Origin of the sequence: Nonomuraea sp. NPDC050022 (genome assembly GCF_044460705.1) — a bacterium.
GTDB lineage: Bacteria > Actinomycetota > Actinomycetes > Streptosporangiales > Streptosporangiaceae > Nonomuraea.
In genome coordinates this window covers 117,650-134,992 of record NZ_JBITKE010000002.1, presented here as the reverse complement: position 1 = coordinate 134,992, position 17,343 = coordinate 117,650, and the positions used below count along the sequence as shown (strand labels likewise).

The following is a 17,343-nucleotide window of genomic DNA, read 5'->3' as shown; positions in this document are numbered from 1 at the left end:
AGTGCGACCATGAGCAGGAGGACGACGTAGCGATGGCCGGCGCGATGCGCAAGATGGCGGTCTACCTCGGTCTCGTGGAGGACGACCGCTACGAGAGGTATGAGACCTACCCGGACGAGTACGCCTACGAGGACGAGCCCCCGCGGACCGGCGAGGAGCGGGCCGTAGCGGTCCAGGAACGCGACGACGAGGCAGACTCCGGGGTCCCCGCGCCGAGGCCATCCACGACCGTCCTGGAGCGCCGTACGACCGATCTGGCGCGCATCACCACCCTCCATCCCCGGACCTACAACGAGGCCCGGACGATCGGCGAGCACTTCCGCGACGGCACCCCGGTCATCATGAACCTGACCGAGATGGTTGACAGCGACGCAAAACGCCTGGTCGATTTCGCGGCAGGTCTGGTCTTTGGCCTACATGGCAGCATTGAACGTGTTACCAACAAGGTGTTCCTGTTGTCCCCAGCCAATGTCGAGGTGACCGCCGAGGACAAGGCTCGAATCGCGGAACGCGGGTTCTTCAACCAGAGTTAGAGTCTCTGTATGTCTATCGCACCCAACCAGGCCTCACCGAGGCCCGGCGGGCACATCAGAAGTGGAGGCGCGGCCAGACCGTGGGGATCGTAAGCCAGATCTTGGTCGTAGTCCTGTCTCTCTATTTGGTGCTGCTCATCGGCAGGATGATCTTTGAGACGGTCCAGGCGTTCGCCCGTCAGTGGCGCCCTTCGGGCGTCGTGCTCGTGCTTGCCGAGGCCACCTACACCGCAACCGACCCACCTCTCAAGTTCCTCCGCCGTTTCATTCCCCCGCTCCGGTTGGGTACGGTGGCCTTTGACCTAAGCTTCACAGTCCTCTTCATCATCGTTCTGCTCTTGATCCAGATCGCCGGATCACTGGGCCCGCGGTGATGGAGGCCGTGGGGCACCGGTCGTGATCCAACTCGTGTCCGCGCTGAAGTGATTCGGGTTAACCGTCCCTCCGGACAGACTCCAAGCGCGCCAAGGAGACCAAAAGATGCCGCTGACGCCCGCTGATGTGCGGAACAAGCAGTTCAGTACCACTCGGCTACGGCCGGGCTACGACGAGGAAGAGGTCGACGCCTTCCTCGACGAAGTCGAGGCTGAGCTCGACCGCCTGATCCAAGAGAACGAGGAGCTCCGCGCCAAGCTGGCCGAGTGCCTGCGCGGTAAGGTGCCCGGGGGCATGAGCATGCCCATGGCCTCCGCTCCGGTGCAGGAGCAGCCGAAGCCCGAGATGATGATGCCGCCGCAGCCGGAGCCGATGAAGGTTCCCGAGCCGCAGCAGCAGCCTCAGCCGGTCCCCGTCATGAACATGCCTCCGGCCGAGGACAACATGGACACCGCGGCCCGCGTGCTCGCGCTGGCCCAGCAGACCGCCGACCAGGCGATCTCCGACGCCCGCCGCGAGGCGGACGAGACGGTCACCCGCGCCCGCCGCGAGGCCGACGAGATCCTCACCAAGGCTCGCCGCCAGGCCGAGCAGGTCATCGGCGACGCCCGTGCCCGCGCCGAGACGCTCGAGCGCGACGCGCAGGAGCGCCACCGCCAGGCCATGGGTTCTCTCGTCCAGACCCGTGACGAGCTGGAGCGCAAGGTCGAGGAGCTGCGCAGCTTCGAACGCGAATACCGCAGCCGCCTCAAGCTCTACCTGGAGAACCAGCTCGCCGAGCTGAACGTCTCCGCGGAAGGCAGCGGTGGCTTCCCGGTCATGACCGGCGGCGGTCCCTCGGCGGCGGCCCCGGCCATGTCGCACGCGGTGCCTCAGGGTGGTCAGCAGCCTCTCCCCGGTGGTCCCAACCCGTTCGGCGGTGACTCCCCGCAGGGCGCTTTCCCCGGCGGTGACGGTCCGCACAACGACCGCCGGTAAAGTAGCGGGTCATCAAGGACCCGTCACTCGAAAGAGCCCTTTGTGATCCTAATCAGTGCTGGTTTGGTGCTCGCGGCGGTTGTCTTGCTGATCGCGGGCTTCGTTCTGGCAAAGCCGTTCCTGATCATGTGGTCCATCGTGGTCAGCGTGCTGTCCGCGCTGTTCCTGGTGATCGGGGCGCTGCTGCGGCGTCACGAGCTGTTTCCCGGTGGTGGGCGGGCCGCTGCGCCGGCCACCCCGCCGGTGGGGCACGCGCCGGTCGGCCTGCCGCATGGCCAGACCCAGCCGGGTCCCCTGGGGGCCCCGATGGGAGCGCCGCCGTCGCCGCGTCCACAGACGCACCAGCAGACGGCCACCGCGCCGACGCAACGCCGTCCCGCGGTGCGCGGGATCTCCCCGGACGCGCTCGTCCTGGTGATCCCCGGACGCAAGCGCTATCACGTCCCGGGTTGCCGCCAGCTGATCGGACGGGATCAAGAGGAGCTCACGTACGAGGAGGCGCGCGAGGAGGGCTTCACGCCCTGTACGGCGTGCCTGCCGGACGCAGCGCTCGGCGGACGGCAGCTGCCGCCTGCCGCCGGCCCCGAGCCCGCTGCCGCCTCCAAGCCCGGCGGCGTTGAGCCCGCCGTCACCCCCTTGCCCGGCGCTTCCGGCCCCGGCTCTTCTACCGGCGCCGCTTCCGGCCCCGTTACCGGCTCCGTGTCCGCTATGGGCCCCGCGCCGGTCGGCGGCCCCAAGCCCGGATCCGCGCCTTCATCGGCTCCCAAGCCTGGTTCCGGCCCTTCATCGGCTCCCAAGCGTGGCCCCGAGCCTTCGCAGACTCCCAAGGTCCCCGCAGACCTCCGGGCCGAGGCGCCCGGCGCCACGCGCGACCTGCGCCCCCCGGTGTCCGGCGGCCCGACCAAGCCGAAGCCCGACTCGAAGGCCGCCACCCCCGCCCCGGACCCCGCCGACGCCCCGGCCGAGCCGACGGGCTGGTTCGCCCGCCCCGCGGAGCCCGCGCCGTCGTCCAGCGCCACGACCAAGCCGGCCGCCTCAGGGCCCGGCAAGGACCGTACGGAACCCCCGTCGTCCGACCCTTCCGCCGGTCCGAGGCTGGCCCCGTACATCACCACCATGCCGTCGTCGGGCCAGCCGTCGTCCGGGCAGCCGTCGTCCGGGCAGACCAGGAGCGGGCAGCCGTCGTCGGGCAAGCCTGGGAGCGGCCAGTCAGCGTCGGGCAAGCCTGGGTCCGGTCAGCCGTCGTCCGGCCCGTCCGGAAGCGGACGTACCGAGACTGGCAAGCCCGGAAGCCGCCAACCTGGGGCGACCGGCAAGCCGGAGACGCCCGGAAGGCCCGAGACGCCCAGAAAGCCGGGAGTAGGTCGGCCCGGAGAGCGCCCCTCGTCCGTTGCGGCAGAGGCCGCCGGTCAGAGCCGTGGCGGACCGGACCGAGGTGCGCCCGAGCGCGGCGGACCGGCCCAAGGGGCCACCGAACGTGGTGGTCGGCCCCGGGGGACCTCCGAGCGTGGCGGTCAGGCCCAAGGGACCTCCGAGCGTGGCGGTCAGGAGCGTGGCGGTCAGGGCCGTGATGCTCAGGGCCGAAGTGCCGCGCCGGACCTCGTCGACGACTCTGGGCCCGCGACGGCGCCTCAGCGTGCCGTACAAGCGGGAGAGCCCGCGCCGCAGCGCCCCGGCCCCGGCAAAGCCGGCTGGAGCCCGTCGTCGGACCGGCCTGAGCACCCGGCCGTGGCGCCCGAGCGTCCCGCCTCGACGGCCGAGTCCGCGGCCAAGCCCAAGGGTCCTCTGCCTACGGCGCCGACCGCGTCCGGTAAGCCGGCGCGGCCCGGATCCGGAGGGGAGGCGTCCGGCTCCGGAGAGGAGACGTCCGGCTCCGAGGGAGAGCGGTCCGGGGCCAAGAGGGAGACGTCCGGGGCCAAGGGAGAGCGGTCCGAGTCGGTGGGCGGGACCGTGATCATGCCGGTGCAGCCCGGAGCCGCTTCCGGGGCTACGCCCAAGGCAGAGAGCGCTGGGCCGCCGAGTGGGTCGCGCCCGGCCAGTGGGAGACCCGCTGCCGGTACGACGCCTGCGGCGAGCAGACCCGCGGAAAGCGCCAAGGCAGCCGAGAGCGCCAAGGCAGCGGCCAAAGCGCCCGAGCCCGCATCCGGGCCCACGCCGCCCAGGCCGGACAGCGGCGCGTCCGGCAGGCCGGACACCCCGGCACCCGCCAGGCCAGGCAGTGCCGCATCGGCCAGGCCAGGCAGTGCCGCATCGGCCAGGTCGGACAGTGCCGCGTCTGCGAAGCCGGATAGCGTCTCGTCCACTAAGTCGGACAGCGCCGCGTCTGCCAAGGGGTCCTCTGGCGGGGGAGACGCCGACCCCGCCAAAGAAGCGACCACCACGGGCGGCAAGCCCGACAGTGAGGGTGGCAAGCCCGACAGCGAAGGCGCGGGGAAGAGCGGGCGGTCGGCCACGGTGAAGGTCATCGTCGGCACTCGCCGCTACCACAGCACCGCCTGCCCCCTCATCCGGGGCGCGGGTGAAACGGGTGTGGAGACCATGACGATCTCGCAGGCCGAGTCGGCTGGCTTGACGAGCTGCTCGGTCTGCCAGAACGATCGCGAGTCCGTCAGCTAGGTGAGCCCGGGCGAAAGCCTCGACGTTGGTTCAGCGGCCAACGTAGAGGCTGCCCGGATGCTGGGCCACTGCGGTTTGTCGGGCCGCCGGTCGTGGAGGCCGGACCGGCGGGCATGTAGATCGCGGGCGGGCTGGCCAGCGAGATCGTCGGCGGGGCGGGCCAGCCATCGAGGCCCCTTCGCCTGGGAAATCACCTCGGCCGCCCTTGAAGACCGCACGGCCCAGGCCGAGCAAGGGGCCAGGTCGATCGGCAGAAGCGTGTGAGCCGGGTCCAGCTGGTCGGGTCGAGCGGGTCGGTTGAGCGGCGGAGCGAGCGGACCGGGTGAGGCCCGGTCAGGTGGGGTGCGATTAGGGGTCTGGTCGGGCGGGGTGCGGTCAGGGGTCCCGTCGGATCGGGTTGAGCGGCGGAGCGGGCGGGGCGGGCCCGTCCGGATAGGGGCCCGTGGGTAGGGCCCGTCCGGGTGAGGCGCGGTCAGGTGGGCCGGTCAGGTGTCCGTGGGTGATTCGGGCCAGCCGGATTCGAGGAGGTCGAAGATGGCGTGCATCGCGGCCAGGGGGTCCGCTTCCGTGCCCGCGAGCTCCGGGATCTCCAGGACGTAGCGGGCGAGAGCGCGGACCGTCATGTCGGCGGGGTCGCGGCCGCTCTCCGTGGCGATCGCCTCGGCCAGGGCGCCCTCGCTCGCTATCCAGAGCTTGCGTGAGTATTCCCGCAGGGCGGGCGTACCCACGATCAGGTCGCGTTTGCGCCGAAGGTCGGGCGGGAGGTCTTCGGTGAAGGGTCCCCGGCCGGCCAGGCAGCGGCGCAGGGCTTCCAGCACCGACTGACCGGAGGGGCGGTCGTGGATCGCGGCGACCAGCCACACGTGTCGTTCGGCGCCGTCGTCGAAGATCAGCGCTTCCTTGCCGTCCGGCACGTGCGCGAACAGGGTGGCGATGGAGACGTCCGCCTCGTCGGCGATCTGAGCGACGGTGACGCCGTCGTAGCCATGTTCGGCGAACAGCCGCAACGCCGCGTCCGACAACGCCCGGCGGGTCTGTGCCTTCTTGCGCTCGCGGCGCCCCATCGTCGTTGCCATGCCTCCACCGTATCCCAAAACTAGAATGCATCTGAATCTATAGTGATTATAGTTTCTTGGCCGGTATGGCGCCTGGCCGACACGACGACCTCCCCATGTAAGGAGCCGGACATGACCGACCCCCACAGCCCAGACCCCTGGGACGTGCGCCGCCTGCCGCGCGCCGACGGCAAGAACTTCCTGGTCACCGGTGGCAACGCGGGCATCGGATACTTCGTCGCGGAACAACTCGCCGGCACCGGTGCCACCGTCATCCTCGGCAGCCGGGACACCGCCAAGGCCGAAGCGGCTCAGGTCTCGATCCGCGCCCGCGTCCCCGGCGCGCGCGTCCGTCACATCCGCCTGGACCTGGCCGATCTCTCCTCGCTCAAAGCCTCTGTGGACGCGCTGAGTCTGGACAGGCTGGACGCGGTCGTCTGCAACGCCGGAGTGCTGCTCGATCAGCCGCCGCGGCGCGAGACCAAGGACGGCAACGAGCTGATGTTCGCCACCAATCACCTGGGGCACTTCGCGCTGACCTGGTGGCTGGCACCTCTGCTGACGGCCGGGTCCGCGAGCCGGGTGGTGACCACCGGTAGCTTCACGGCCAAGTCCGAGAGCCTGGATCTCGACGATCTCCAGAGCACGCGCGATTACCGGCCGAAACGAACGTACGCGCGATCGAAACTCGCGCAGATGCTCTTCGGTCTCGAACTCGACCGTCGCCTGCGCGCCGTCGGCAGTACGACGTTGAGCGTGCTCACCCACCCCGGCGGCGCGCTCGACTCCCTCACCCCATCACGCCCACCGGTCCACCAAAGGACCACCGGCGAACGGCTGCGCGGTCTGCCGGCCGGCCTCCTCCTCCAGGGCAAGGAGGCCGCCGCCTGGCCCGCCGTCCGGGCCGTCCTCGATCCGTCCGTGCGCGGCGGCCAGTTGTGGGGGCCCCGGGTCTTCGGGATCCGCGGCGTGCCCACTCTCGAACCCGTGCGAGGTCACCTGGCCGACGCCGATCTCGCGGCGCGCGTGTGGACCGCCAGCGCCGATCTGACCGGCCTCGATCCGAGTTTTGGCCTCGGGTGAGCCCGATGGTCGATCGGCCCGAGAGGGCCCGCCAGGCGCGAAGCGGCGTGGGACGCCGCCAGGCGCGCAGGTCGTCAGCTGAGTGGGACGCGGCCAGGCGCGCAGGTCGTCAGCTGAGTGGGACGCGGCCAGGCGCGCAGGTCGTCAGCTGAGTGGGACGCGGCCAGGCGCGTCGCCCGTCAGCCGAGTGGGACGCGTCTAAGTGACACGTCCCACCCAGTCAAAACCCCATACGGCCCGTCAGGCGCGGCGCAGCTGGAACGTCAGCCCCAGGTCCGTCTCCGAGTGCGACGGCAGCCCGTCCTCGGACCCCTCCGTGACGGTCGTGGCGAGTACTTCCTCCGCCACCGCCTGCCACCCCGACCGCAGCGCCTGGGCCAGGTCCGGGTCGGAGGCCGACCACCACAGGGAGATCCGGTCCGTGATGGTCAGGCCCGTCGACTTGCGGGCCTCCTGGACCAGGCGGATGACCTCGCGCAGCAGACCGGCCTGGCGCAGCTCGTCCGTCAGCTCCAGGTCGAGCGCCACCGTCTCGCCGGTGCCCGTGTCGACGGCGCCGGTCTCGACGGCCCAGCCCGAGCGCGGCTGCTCGGTGACGATCACGTCGTCGGGGCCGAGCGACACCGTGCCGAGCTCCGGTACGTCCACCGTGACAGAGGCGCCGGAGCGGAGGGTGGGCGCCAGGGAGGCGGCCTCCGCCGCGCCGACGGCCGCCGCCACCAGCTTGGTCTGCGAGCCGAACCGCTTGCCGAGGGCCCGGAAGTTGGGCTTGACGGTGTAGGACACGAGATCGGCGCTGAAGCCGGACATGTCCTCGAGAGCCTGGACGTTCAGCTCGTCGGCGATCAGATCCCGCAGTTCGGACGGGAGCGAGGGCCAGCCGTGCGCCCCGACCAGGGCCCGGCCGAGCGGCTGGCGGGTCTTGACGCCGGAGGAGGCACGGGCCGAGCGGCCCAGCTCGACCAGCCGTCGTACCAGTGCCATCCGCTCCGACAACGTGGGGTCGAGCAGGTCCTCGCGTACGGCGGGCCAGGAGGTCAGGTGTACGGAGGAGGGCGCGCCCTCGCCGCGCAGCACGTCCCAGAGGTAGTCGGTGACGAACGGCGCGATGGGCGCCATCAGCCGCGTGACCGTCTCCAGGCACTCGTACAGGGTCGCGAACGCGTCCGCCGATCCCTGCCAGAAGCGGCGGCGCGAGCGGCGCACGTACCAGTTGGACAGGTCGTCCAGGAACTCCGCCAGCCGGCGCCCGGCCCGCTGGGTGTCGTACTCGTCCAGCGCGCCCGTGACCTCGGCCACCGTGCGGTGCAGCTCGGCCAGCGCCCAGCGGTCGAGCAGCGGCCGCTCGGCGGCGGGAGTCGCCTGCGCGAGGCGCTCGGGTGTCCACGACTCGGCGTTGGCGTAGAGGGTGAAGAACGAGGCCGTGTTCCAGTACGTCAGCAGGACCTTGCGGACGATCTCCTCAAGGGCGTTGTGCCCCACGCGGCGGGCCGCCCACGGCGAGCCGGAGCAGGCCATGAACCAGCGCAGCGCGTCGGCGCCGTGCTCGTCCATCAGCGGCATGGGCTCCAGGATGTTGCCCAGGTGCTTGCTCATCTTGCGGCCGTCCTCGGCCAGGATGAGCCCGAGGCAGAGCACGTTCTCGTAGGAGGACTGGCCGAACACCAGCGTGCCCACGGCCATCAGCGAGTAGAACCAGCCACGCGTCTGGTCGGTGGCCTCGCAGATGAACTGCGCCGGGTAGAGGCCCTCCGGCTTGCCCCGCTCGCCCCACTGGGCGAACGGCATGGATCCGGAGTCGTACCAGGCGTCGATGACGTCGGGCACGCGGCGGGCCTCGGCCGAGCAGGTCGGGCAGGGGAAGGTGACGTCGTCGACGTACGGGCGGTGCGGGTCGAGCGCGGAGACGTCGCGGCCGGCCAGTGTGCCCAGCTCCTCCATCGACCCGACGCACGTCACGTGGGACTCGTCGGCGGAGCAGACCCACAGCGGCAGCGGGGTCCCCCAGTAGCGCGAGCGCGACAGCGACCAGTCGACGTTGTTGCGCAGCCACTCGCCGAACCGGCCCCACTTGATGGTGTCGGGGTACCAGTTGGTGTTGGCGTTCTCGGCCAGCATCTGGTCCTTGACCGAGGTGGTCCGGATGTACCAGGAGGGGAGCGCGTAGTAGAGCAGCGCCGTGTGGCAGCGCCAGCAGTGCGGGTAGCTGTGCTCGAAGTGAGTGCCGCGGAACAGCAGGCCGCGGGCCCGCAGGTCCTCGGTGAGGCCCTCGTCGGCGTCCTTGAAGAACTGGCCGCCGACCATCGGCACGTCGTCGAGGAAGCGGCCGTCGGGGCCGATCGGGTTGACGACCGGCATGTCGTAGCGCTTGGTCACCGCCAGGTCGTCGGCGCCGAACGCCGGAGCCTGGTGGACCAGCCCGGTGCCGTCCTCGACCGTCACGTAGTCGCCGAGCACCACGTAGTGGGCGCCGGGGATGTCGACCAGCTCGAACGGCCGCGTGTAGGAGGTGTGCTCCAGGTCGCGGCCGGTGAAGCGGGCGACCTCGGTGGCGCCCTCGCCGAGCACCGCCAGCAGCGGCTCGGCGACGACCAGCACCTCGCCGTCCGCCGTGCGGGCCGCGACGTAGGTGACCTCGGGGTGTACGGCCACGGCGGTGTTGGAGACCAGCGTCCACGGCGTCGTCGTCCACACCAGCAGGGACGCGCCGAGCTCGCTCAGCGGGCCGGAGGTGACGGGCATGCGCACGTAGACCGATGGGCTGGAGACGGTCTCGTAGCCGCCGGGCTGGCCCAGCTCATGGTCGGACAGGCCGGTGCCGCAGCGCGGGCAGTAGGGGGTGATGCGGAAGTCGCGGAACAGCAGGCCCTTGTCGAAGACGACCTTGAGTGACCACCAGACCGATTCGATATAGGACGGGTCCATGGTCCGGTAGGCGGTGGACAGGTCGATCCAATAACCCATCCGCTCGGTCATCTGCTCGAAGGCGTCGACGTGGCGCAGCACCGACTCGCGGCATTTGGCGTTGAATTCCGCGATGCCGTACGCCTCGATGTCCTTCTTGCCGCTCAGGCCGAGCTCCCGCTCGATGCCGACCTCGACCGGCAGGCCGTGGCAGTCCCAGCCCGCCTTGCGCGGCACGCTGAAGCCCCGCATCGACTTGTAGCGGGGGAACAGGTCCTTGAACACCCGGGCCTCGACGTGGTGGACGCCGGGCAGGCCGTTGGCGGTGGGCGGGCCCTCGTAGAAGGTCCAGGAGGGGTTGCCGTCGTTCTGCTCGACGGAGCGCTCGAAGATCTTCCCGTCCCGCCAGCGGTCGAGGACCTCGCGCTCGAGCGCGGGCAGGTCGACCTGCGCGGGAAGAGGGCGGAAAGAAGGGGAAGACATCTCGGGCGGGCCTCCACGCGATCACTGACTGACAGGTGAGCGTGAAGGGACGAAGCCGTGCGGCCCCGCGGTACCACCCTTCTTGGCCTCAGGTGAGGCCCTCTTCGTTCGGGCTGCGGCCGGGTCTAGTGAGCTCGTGAGAGCCGTTCTTCCGGCGGCTCCGGGGTGATGTCCGTCACAGACGGGCCCCATCAACGCCTTGCAGCTTCACACCATAACGCAGAGTGGACCGCAAAGCTTCCGGGTTGGCGCTCGGCAGGTAGTGAACTCGTAAACCCCGACAAAGTTGTGGGAATGGGCGCCTCTGAGGAGGAGTTGAACGAGCGGGGCGGGATATTACGGGAGAGGTAAATCGTCCGGCGGGTCGTTTGCTGTTCTGTTATGGGGGACCTAAGCTGCCCGCACCATTTACGGCCTTGTTCCAGCATGGGGAGGTAGCCATGGCGCCAGTCACGCAGACCGCTACACCGTCGATGTGGTCTGAGGAGGAGCTCGCCGACGTCCGCGGCCGGCTGCAGAGCGAGATCGACGAGCTCAACACCGACATTCTTCGCCATGAGTCCGAGATCGCCTCGGGTGACGTCACCCAGGGGGCCGGTGACGACCAGGCCGACGCGGGTGCCAAGACGTATGAGCGCGAACGCGAGATCGCCCTTACCCTGAATGCGCGTGACCTCGTCGCGCAGAACGAACGTGCGATCGCCCGGATCGACGCAGGGACCTATGGAGTGTGCGAATCGTGCCACAAGCCGATCGGCAAGGAACGTCTGCAGGCGTTCCCGAGGGCGACGCTGTGCGTGGCCTGCAAGCAGAAGGAGGAGCGCCGGTAGGGGGGCGGCGCGGCCGCCTCTTCGCGGTCCTCGTCGTGCTGGCGGTCGTGATCTACGCGGCCGATCTGATCACCAAGACGCTCGTCCTGCGGACGCTCGACGGCAAAGCGCCCATGGTGGTCATCCAGGACGTACTGCAGTTCCGGGTGATCTTCAATTCCGGTGCCGCCTTCAGCATCGGCACCGGAATGACGATCATCTTCACGTTCATCGCGGCGGGTGTGGTGGTGGCCATCCTCCGCACGGCCCGCAAGATGCGCAGCCTGCCGTGGGCGATCACGCTGGGGCTGCTGCTCGGCGGGGCGCTGGGCAACCTGACCGACCGGCTGCTGCGCTATCCGTCCGGGATCGGCAGGTCCGTGCAGTTCCAGGGGCACGTGGTCGACTGGATCGAGGTGCTGCCCGGACACTTCCCGGTGATCGACTACTTCCCGGTGTTCAACGTGGCCGACTCGGCGATCGTCTGCGGCGGGATCCTCGCGGTGGTCCTGGCCTGGCGGGGCTACCAGATCGACGGCACCAGGGAGGGCGGCAAGCGTGGCTGACCAGCGTAGCCTCCCCGTGCCCGACGGGCTGGAGGGCGAGCGGCTCGACGCCGCGATCTCGCGCCTGTTCGGCTTCTCCCGCACCCGCGCCGCCGAGCTGATCGTCGCGGGCGAGGTGCTCGTGGACGGGCACGCGCCCACCAAGTCCGACCGGGTGCACGCGGGCGCCTGGCTCGACGTGACCCTCCCTCCGCCGGTCAGTACGCCCATGCCGATCGCCGAGCCGGTGCCCGGCATGTCGATCGTGTACGAGGACGACGACATCGTCGTGGTCAACAAGCCGATCGGGGTGGCCGCCCACCCGACCGTCGGCTGGACCGGCCCGACCGTGATCGGCGGCCTGCTCGGCGCCGGTCACACGATCGCCACCAGCGGCGCGGCCGAACGGCAGGGCATCGTGCACCGGCTCGACGCCAACACGACCGGCGCCATGGTCGTGGCCAAGAGCGAGCACGCCTACTCCCACCTCAAGCGCGCCTTCAAGGAGCGCACGGTCGACAAGCGCTACCACGCGCTCGTACAGGGACATCCCGACCCGTTCAGGGGCACTGTCGACGCGCCCATCGACCGGCACCCGTCGGGCGACGGCCGGTTCGCCGTGGTCGCCGGGGGCAAGCCGTCGGTCACCCATTACGACACCATCGAGGCGTTCCGGGCGGCCTCGTTGCTGGACATCAAGCTGGAGACCGGCCGTACGCACCAGATCCGGGTGCACATGTCCGCGCTACGCCACCCGTGCGTGGGCGACCTGATGTACGGCGCCGACCCGACGCTCGCCGCCCGGCTGGGCATCACCCGGCAGTGGCTGCACGCGGTGTCGCTCGGGTTCGAGCACCCCAGCTCGGGCGAGTGGCTGACGTTCACCACCGACTACCCCGCCGACCTCCAGCGGGCCCTGGACGCCGTGCGCGACGAGTCCTGACCGGCGCCCTTCTCCGGTCTTCTCCGGTGCGGGACGGCGTCCTAGTCGGCGTTGTCGGCCGGAGGGACGTCGACGGGCTGGTCGGGCTCGTCGGTGGCCTTCGCCGAGGTCTTGGTGCTCTTCTTGGGGGTCTTGCTCTTGGTGGGCGTGGCCGAGGGCTTCTTCGTCGGCTCCTTCTTTTTCGTCGGCTCCTTCGTGGGCTCCTTCTTCGTCGGCGTTCCGGTCGGGGCCGGGGTGGGCTCGCCGGTCCGGTCGCTGGAGGGCGGGGCGCTCTGCCGTACCTGGTTCTGGTTGGTGGTCGGCTCGTGCGTCTCTGTCACCGTCTGTGTGGGCGTCGCCGAGGGGGTCGGGCCCGAGGGGCGGACGCTGGTCGTACGCACCACGGCCGGGACCGTCGTGGCCGGCTGGCGGACTTGGGACTGCCGGTTCGTCCACCACGCCGCGCCCGCGGTCAGGACGACGAGGGCGAGCGTGCCGGCCGCGACCGCGGTGAGCGGCGGTCTGCGACGCCTCCCGGATGGCGCCGGGTCCGCCTCGGGTTCCGCCGCCGCGGCGGGCGCGGCCATGGCTCCCGGCCCCATCATCGCGCCCGTCTGCGGCATGGGGTCCCGTTTGAGCTCCATGGGCGGCGCCGGGACGTTCACCGGCGCGGTCTCCTCCGGAGAGCTGCCGATCAGCAGCCGGTGGATCCGCTGCTCGGCCTCGTCCAGCGCCATCCGCTCGGCCGGGTCCTTGCGCAGCAGCCCGAGGATGACCGGGGCCAGCATGCCCGCGCGGGCCATCGGGGCGGGCTCGGAGTGCAGCACCGCGCCCAGCGTGGCCAGCGCGTGGGGGCGCTGGAACGGCGACTGGCCCTCGACGGCGTAGTACAGCGTCGCGCCCAGCGCCCACAGGTCCGAGGCGATCTGGGCCTCACCGCCGGCCGCCCGCTCCGGCGCCATGAACGCGGGCGTGCCGAGCAGCACCCCGGTCCTCGTGACGGGCGCCTCTCCCTCGGTGGTGGCGATGCCGAAGTCGGTGAGCACCGCCCGGCCGTCCGGGGTGAGCAGCACGTTGTCCGGTTTGACGTCGCGGTGCAGGACCCCGGCGGCGTGCGCGGCCCGCAGCGCCTCCAGTAACTGCAGCCCGATGTCGGCGGCCTCGGCCGGTGCCATCGGGCCGTCCTCGCGCACCATTTCGCCGAGGGTGCGCGAGTGGACGAGCTGCATGACGATCCACGGGTGGCCGTGCTCTTCGAGCACGTCATAGACGGTGGCGACGCCGGGATGCGCCACCCGCCCCGCGGCTCTGGCCTCGCGGAAGGTACGCACCGAGAAGACGTCTCGCTCGGGGTCGGTCAGGTCAGGAGGGGGATGGATCTCTTTGACCGCCACGTCTCGGCCGAGTACTTCGTCGTGGGCCTGCCAGACGGTTCCCATCCCACCCTGGCCGATGGTTCTGATCAGTCGGTAACGTCCGCCGACCAGCAGCGCAGAATCGGACATGCTCCGCCGTCTACCCGATAAAAACCCGGACAAGCGCGGTCACTATTGCTGCTGTCGCCAGAATCACCAGGAAAGGGGCGCGCAGCAGGAGCGCGACGACGGCCGCGCCCAGCCCGGCCGTGCGGGCGGCGTCGAAGTGGAGCTCGCCGTGCTCGGTGAACATCTGCACCGCGATCAGGGCGGCCAGCAGCGCCACGGGCACGAGTTCGGCGAAGCGGCGGACCCGGGGATGGTCGAGCACCCGGCGCGGTGCCGCCAGCCCGGCCAGCTTGAGGGCGTAACACCCGGCGCACACGGCCGCGATCGCCCACCACAGCGTCATCGGACCAGCACCGCCAGAACCACGACCGCCGACAGCAGCACCGGCACGCCCGGCGGGAAGAACGGCGTGGCGCAGAGCGCGACCGCCGCGCCGGCCAGCGCCAGCCACCTGAGCTGGGCGCTGCCCGTCAGGCGCGGCCACAGGATGGCCAGGAAGGTCGCCGGGCCGACCGCGTCCAGGCCCAGCGCACCAGGATCGCCCAGGAACGACGTGCCGAGCGCTCCGGCCAGCGTGGTGAGGTTCCAGGTGACGTACAGGCTGGCGAAGGTGGTCGCGAACGCGGTGCGCGCCGCCTCGGGCGAGGGCTGGGCGAGCGTGACGGCGGTGGTCTCGTCGATCACGCCCTGCGCGGCGAGGAGGCGACGCGGGCCGCGTACCCGGAGCAGGTCGGCCAGGCGCAGCCCGTACAGGGTGTTGCGGCCGCCCAGCAGCAGCGCGCCCGCGGCGGCCGCCACCAGGTCGCCGCCCGCGCCCACCGCTCCGGCCAGCGCGAACTGCGAGGCGCCGGTGAAGGCCAGCAGGCTCAGTACGCACGCCTGCGCCACGCTGAGGCCCGCGGTGATCGCCGCGGCGCCGAAGGCGAGCCCGGACAGCCCCACGGCCAGGCCCACGCCAAGACCGTCCCGTATTGCGGCGGAACGGTGTGTTGTCTGTCCCATGAGAGGTGAGGCTAGGTGAAGAGGAAATCGCCGGTCTTGTACGTTCCTGCTGACCGTTGGTAGGCCGCGGGTGGCACGCCCACGATGCGTTTGAAGTGCCGGTTCAGGTGGGCTTGGTCGGTGAAGCCCAGCTCGGCGGCCACCTGCGCCGGCCGTACGCCCGAATCCAGGAGCCGGCGGGCCCGCTGGATCCGCACGGAGATCAGGTAGGCGTGGGGCGGCAGGCCGGTCGCGGCCTTGAACGCGCGCAGCAGCGGGAACGGCCGCGCTCCGACGGCCTGCGCGAGATCGTCCAGGGACGGCGGGTCCACCAGGCTCTCGTGCAGGACCTCCAGCGCCTCGGCGACCGCTCGTCCGCCTTCGGCGGGCAGGACGGCGGACGGGCGCGGCGTGGCGTGCCGGATCAGCAGCCGGGCGAAGAAGCCGCGCATCAGCGACGAGGCGGCCAGCGCGTCACCGCGCTCGGCGGCCAGGTGCGCCCGGCCGAGCAGCGCCGCGACCGCCTGGTCCCGCACCACCTGCTCGGGGAAATACGGCGTCGTGTACGGCAGGCCGAGCTCGGCCGCGAGCCCCGAGAGCGCCTCCACCGAGGGGTAGAGCATCCGGTATGACCAGCCGTCCGCCGTGCCCGCCTGGCCGGTGTGCACCGCGTCCGGATTGACCAGCACCATCTCGCCCGCGCCCGCCCGGTGCAGGTCGCCGCGGTACTCGAACTCCTCCACGCCGTCGAGGATGAGCCCGATCGCGTAGCCGTCATGCACGTGCCGGGTGAAGCGGTGGGTGACGTAGTGGGCCTTGAGCAGGTCCAGCTGGGGCAGCGCCGGGTGGCGCCAGAAGCGCGCCCGCTCCTTCGCCGCCTCGTTCACTGGATCGTTCACTGGATCGTTCACTGGATCGTTCGCTGGGGCCTGAACGTCTTGACGAACTCGTCGAAGTAGTGGCGGTCCTGGTCCCACGATGAGTCGGCCGTGTCCCAGTAGAGGGCGAAGTGGCGGCCGTCGGCGGTGCGGAAGCCGCGGTTGATCACGTGGATCAGCGTGCTGCCGCGCAGCCTGGTGAACTCCCAGTCGGCGGCCGACCGCCCGAGGTAGGTCGTGGCCCGGATGCCGATCCGCTTATAGCGCTGAAACTCCCCCTTGGCCTGGATCTCCTTCTCCAGCTCCACCCAGCGGCGCTCGGGGTCGGCCGAAGGCTTCTCGGGGACGGTCCACTCGACGATCATCTGGCCCACTGAGCCGGGGCCGGTGACCGTGACGCTGTCCCGGTTGGGGTTCTTCTTGGCCTGCCAGCCCTCGGGGAGGCCGATCGAGAAGCGCCCGGTGGAGTTGACGAGCCGGCGCCAGCCGTCGGGCAGACGCGGCGGGCTGGGAGTCGCGGACGGCTCGGCGGTACGGGTGGGGGTGGGCGTCGTCGTCCCGCTGGGGGTGGGGGTGGGGGTCGACGTGCCGGTAGGGGGCTGTTGGGAGGAGATGACGTACCAGCCGCCCGTGCCCAGCGCCCCGACGGCGATCACGACCGCGGGCACGGCCATGAGCCACCCGCGGCGACGGGTCCGTACGGGCATGGTCCCCGCGGGCCCGAATCCGCCGGGTACCTGGGTTCCCGCGGACGCGAATCCGCCGGGTACCTGGGTTCCCGCGGACGCGAACCCGCCGGGTAGCTGGGCTCCCGCGGACCCGAACCCGCCGGCTACCGGGCCGCCGGGTTGCGGGGTCTGAGGTCCGGCATATCCGTACACCATGGGTTCGGCGGCGGCGGTCCGCAGCAGGTGGGCGGCCTCGTCGGCGGGCATCCTCGCGGCCGGGTCCCGCTGCAGCAGGCCCATGATCACCGGGCCGAGCACGCCTGCCCGGACCGGCTGCCCAGGCAGGTCGCGCAGCACCGCCGCGACCGTCGCCGCCCACGAGTCGCGCTTGAACGGCGGCGCGCCCTCGACGGCCGCGTACAGCGTCGCGCCCAGCGACCACAGATCGGACTCGGGCCGGGCGGGCTCGCCGTTGAGGCGTTCGGGCGGCATGTAGGCGGGCGTGCCCACCAGGCCACCGGTGGCGGTCAGACCGGCCTCGGCCTCCAGCGAGGCGATGCCGAAGTCGGTGAGCACCACCCGGCCGTCATCGGCGAGCAGCACGTTCTCGGGCTTCACATCGCGGTGCAGCACCCCGGTCGCGTGCGCGGCCCGCAGCGCGTCGAGCACCCTGCCGCCGATCGCCGCGGCCTGCGCGACCGGCAGCGGACCGTGCTCGCGGATCACCTCGGCCAACGACCGCGAGCGGATCAACTGCATGACGATCCACGGGCGGCCGTCCTCCTCGACGACGTCGTGGATGACGATCACCGAGGGGTGGTCAAGGCGGCCCGCCGCCCTGGCCTCCCTGATGGTCCTGCGGTTGAGCTCGGCCCGCTTGTCCTCACCGACACCGGTGTAGCGGACTTCCTTGATCGCTACCGTACGGTCGAGCAGCTCGTCGTAGGCACGCCATACCACGCCCATCCCGCCCTCGCCGAGCGGTTCGATGAGCCTATATCGGTTACTGACCTGCCTTTCCACGCAGGG

The 17,343-nt window shown here is 71.1% G+C and carries 15 protein-coding genes; 8 read left to right on the top strand and 7 right to left on the bottom strand.

Features of this window, described 5'->3' with window-relative positions:
- Nucleotides 1-32: 32 nt before the first annotated feature.
- The 4 genes from ACIBO2_RS07120 to ACIBO2_RS07105 all read left to right on the top strand — a co-directional run bounded on the left by ACIBO2_RS07120 (nt 33) and on the right by ACIBO2_RS07105 (nt 4,502).
- Nucleotides 33-533 (top strand): cell division protein SepF, encoded by a 501-nt coding sequence (locus ACIBO2_RS07120; protein ID WP_225291780.1) that lies wholly within the window; start codon nt 33-35, stop codon nt 531-533.
- An 80-nt stretch (nt 534-613) separates the two neighbouring features.
- Nucleotides 614-907 (top strand): YggT family protein, encoded by a 294-nt coding sequence (locus ACIBO2_RS07115; protein WP_357945412.1) that lies wholly within the window; start codon nt 614-616, stop codon nt 905-907.
- 106 nt (nt 908-1,013) lie between these two features.
- Entirely contained in the window at nt 1,014-1,886 is an 873-nt protein-coding gene (locus ACIBO2_RS07110) for a DivIVA domain-containing protein (RefSeq protein WP_357945415.1), read from the top strand.
- Nucleotides 1,887-1,928: 42 nt separating this feature from the next.
- Nucleotides 1,929-4,502, top strand: a complete 2,574-nt coding sequence (locus ACIBO2_RS07105; protein ID WP_397295815.1) for a hypothetical protein — start codon at nt 1,929-1,931, stop codon at nt 4,500-4,502.
- 485 nt (nt 4,503-4,987) lie between these two features.
- Here the strand turns inward: ACIBO2_RS07105 and ACIBO2_RS07100 are convergent, their stop codons facing one another.
- A complete protein-coding gene (locus ACIBO2_RS07100) occupies nt 4,988-5,578 on the bottom strand; it encodes a TetR family transcriptional regulator (RefSeq protein WP_358538204.1) in 591 nt (196 codons plus the stop codon).
- 111 nt (nt 5,579-5,689) lie between these two features.
- Here ACIBO2_RS07100 and ACIBO2_RS07095 point away from each other — a divergent pair, with 111 nt between their 5' ends.
- Entirely contained in the window at nt 5,690-6,640 is a 951-nt protein-coding gene (locus ACIBO2_RS07095) for an SDR family NAD(P)-dependent oxidoreductase (RefSeq protein ID WP_358538201.1), read from the top strand.
- Between the two features lie 240 nt (nt 6,641-6,880).
- On the opposite strand, the gene ileS is transcribed toward ACIBO2_RS07095, so the two are convergent.
- Nucleotides 6,881-10,027 carry an isoleucine--tRNA ligase gene (gene ileS, locus ACIBO2_RS07090; protein WP_397295813.1) on the bottom strand — a complete coding sequence of 1,049 codons (3,147 nt, stop codon included), beginning with the start codon at nt 10,025-10,027 and terminating at the stop codon, nt 6,881-6,883.
- 440 nt (nt 10,028-10,467) lie between these two features.
- On the opposite strand from ileS, the gene ACIBO2_RS07085 reads away from it, so the two are divergent.
- From ACIBO2_RS07085 to ACIBO2_RS07075, 3 genes are read left to right on the top strand one after another with little or no spacing between them, the layout of a single operon-like run.
- Nucleotides 10,468-10,857 carry a TraR/DksA C4-type zinc finger protein gene (locus ACIBO2_RS07085; RefSeq protein WP_357945428.1) on the top strand — a complete coding sequence of 130 codons (390 nt, stop codon included), beginning with the start codon at nt 10,468-10,470 and terminating at the stop codon, nt 10,855-10,857.
- On the top strand, nt 10,821-11,402 hold the full coding sequence (gene lspA / locus ACIBO2_RS07080; protein WP_358538195.1) for a signal peptidase II: 582 nt from the start codon (nt 10,821-10,823) through the stop codon (nt 11,400-11,402). The genes ACIBO2_RS07085 and lspA overlap by 37 nt, the downstream gene beginning before the upstream one ends.
- The gene (locus tag ACIBO2_RS07075) at nt 11,395-12,324 is read left to right on the top strand and encodes an RluA family pseudouridine synthase (RefSeq protein WP_397295810.1); all 930 of its coding nucleotides are present in this window, start codon (nt 11,395-11,397) and stop codon (nt 12,322-12,324) included. The genes lspA and ACIBO2_RS07075 overlap by 8 nt, the downstream gene beginning before the upstream one ends.
- Nucleotides 12,325-12,365: 41 nt before the next feature.
- Here ACIBO2_RS07075 and ACIBO2_RS07070 read toward each other — a convergent pair whose 3' ends face one another.
- Genes ACIBO2_RS07070 through ACIBO2_RS07050 form a run of 5 tightly spaced genes read right to left on the bottom strand, consistent with a single transcriptional unit; the run spans nt 12,366 to nt 17,337 of the window.
- On the bottom strand, nt 12,366-13,808 hold the full coding sequence (locus ACIBO2_RS07070; protein ID WP_358538189.1) for a protein kinase: 1,443 nt from the start codon (nt 13,806-13,808) through the stop codon (nt 12,366-12,368).
- Nucleotides 13,809-13,818: 10 nt separating this feature from the next.
- Complete coding sequence (locus tag ACIBO2_RS07065) at nt 13,819-14,130, bottom strand: AzlD domain-containing protein (protein WP_357641961.1); 312 nt, start codon at nt 14,128-14,130, stop codon at nt 13,819-13,821.
- Nucleotides 14,127-14,789, bottom strand: coding sequence for an AzlC family ABC transporter permease (locus tag ACIBO2_RS07060; protein ID WP_358538187.1), 663 nt, complete (start codon nt 14,787-14,789; stop codon nt 14,127-14,129). The genes ACIBO2_RS07065 and ACIBO2_RS07060 overlap by 4 nt, the downstream gene beginning before the upstream one ends.
- 11 nt (nt 14,790-14,800) lie before the next feature.
- Nucleotides 14,801-15,667 carry an AraC family transcriptional regulator gene (locus ACIBO2_RS07055; RefSeq protein WP_358538184.1) on the bottom strand — a complete coding sequence of 289 codons (867 nt, stop codon included), beginning with the start codon at nt 15,665-15,667 and terminating at the stop codon, nt 14,801-14,803.
- Nucleotides 15,668-15,675: 8 nt separating this feature from the next.
- The gene (locus ACIBO2_RS07050) at nt 15,676-17,337 is read right to left on the bottom strand and encodes a serine/threonine-protein kinase (RefSeq protein WP_397295806.1); all 1,662 of its coding nucleotides are present in this window, start codon (nt 17,335-17,337) and stop codon (nt 15,676-15,678) included.
- Between the last annotated feature and the right edge of the window lie 6 nt (nt 17,338-17,343).

What these genes read in the sequence shown, in the direction of transcription:
- ACIBO2_RS07120 (WP_225291780.1), top strand. Translation starts at nt 33, where the DNA reads ATGGCCGGCGCGATGCGCAAGATGGCGGTCTACCTCGGTCTCGTGGAG.
- ACIBO2_RS07110 (WP_357945415.1), top strand. Translation starts at nt 1,014, where the DNA reads ATGCCGCTGACGCCCGCTGATGTGCGGAACAAGCAGTTCAGTACCACT.
- ACIBO2_RS07100 (WP_358538204.1), bottom strand. Translation starts at nt 5,578, where the DNA reads ATGGCAACGACGATGGGGCGCCGCGAGCGCAAGAAGGCACAGACCCGC.
- ACIBO2_RS07095 (WP_358538201.1), top strand. Translation starts at nt 5,690, where the DNA reads ATGACCGACCCCCACAGCCCAGACCCCTGGGACGTGCGCCGCCTGCCG.
- ileS (WP_397295813.1), bottom strand. Translation starts at nt 10,027, where the DNA reads ATGTCTTCCCCTTCTTTCCGCCCTCTTCCCGCGCAGGTCGACCTGCCC.
- ACIBO2_RS07085 (WP_357945428.1), top strand. Translation starts at nt 10,468, where the DNA reads ATGGCGCCAGTCACGCAGACCGCTACACCGTCGATGTGGTCTGAGGAG.
- ACIBO2_RS07070 (WP_358538189.1), bottom strand. Translation starts at nt 13,808, where the DNA reads ATGTCCGATTCTGCGCTGCTGGTCGGCGGACGTTACCGACTGATCAGA.
- ACIBO2_RS07065 (WP_357641961.1), bottom strand. Translation starts at nt 14,130, where the DNA reads ATGACGCTGTGGTGGGCGATCGCGGCCGTGTGCGCCGGGTGTTACGCC.
- ACIBO2_RS07060 (WP_358538187.1), bottom strand. Translation starts at nt 14,789, where the DNA reads ATGGGACAGACAACACACCGTTCCGCCGCAATACGGGACGGTCTTGGC.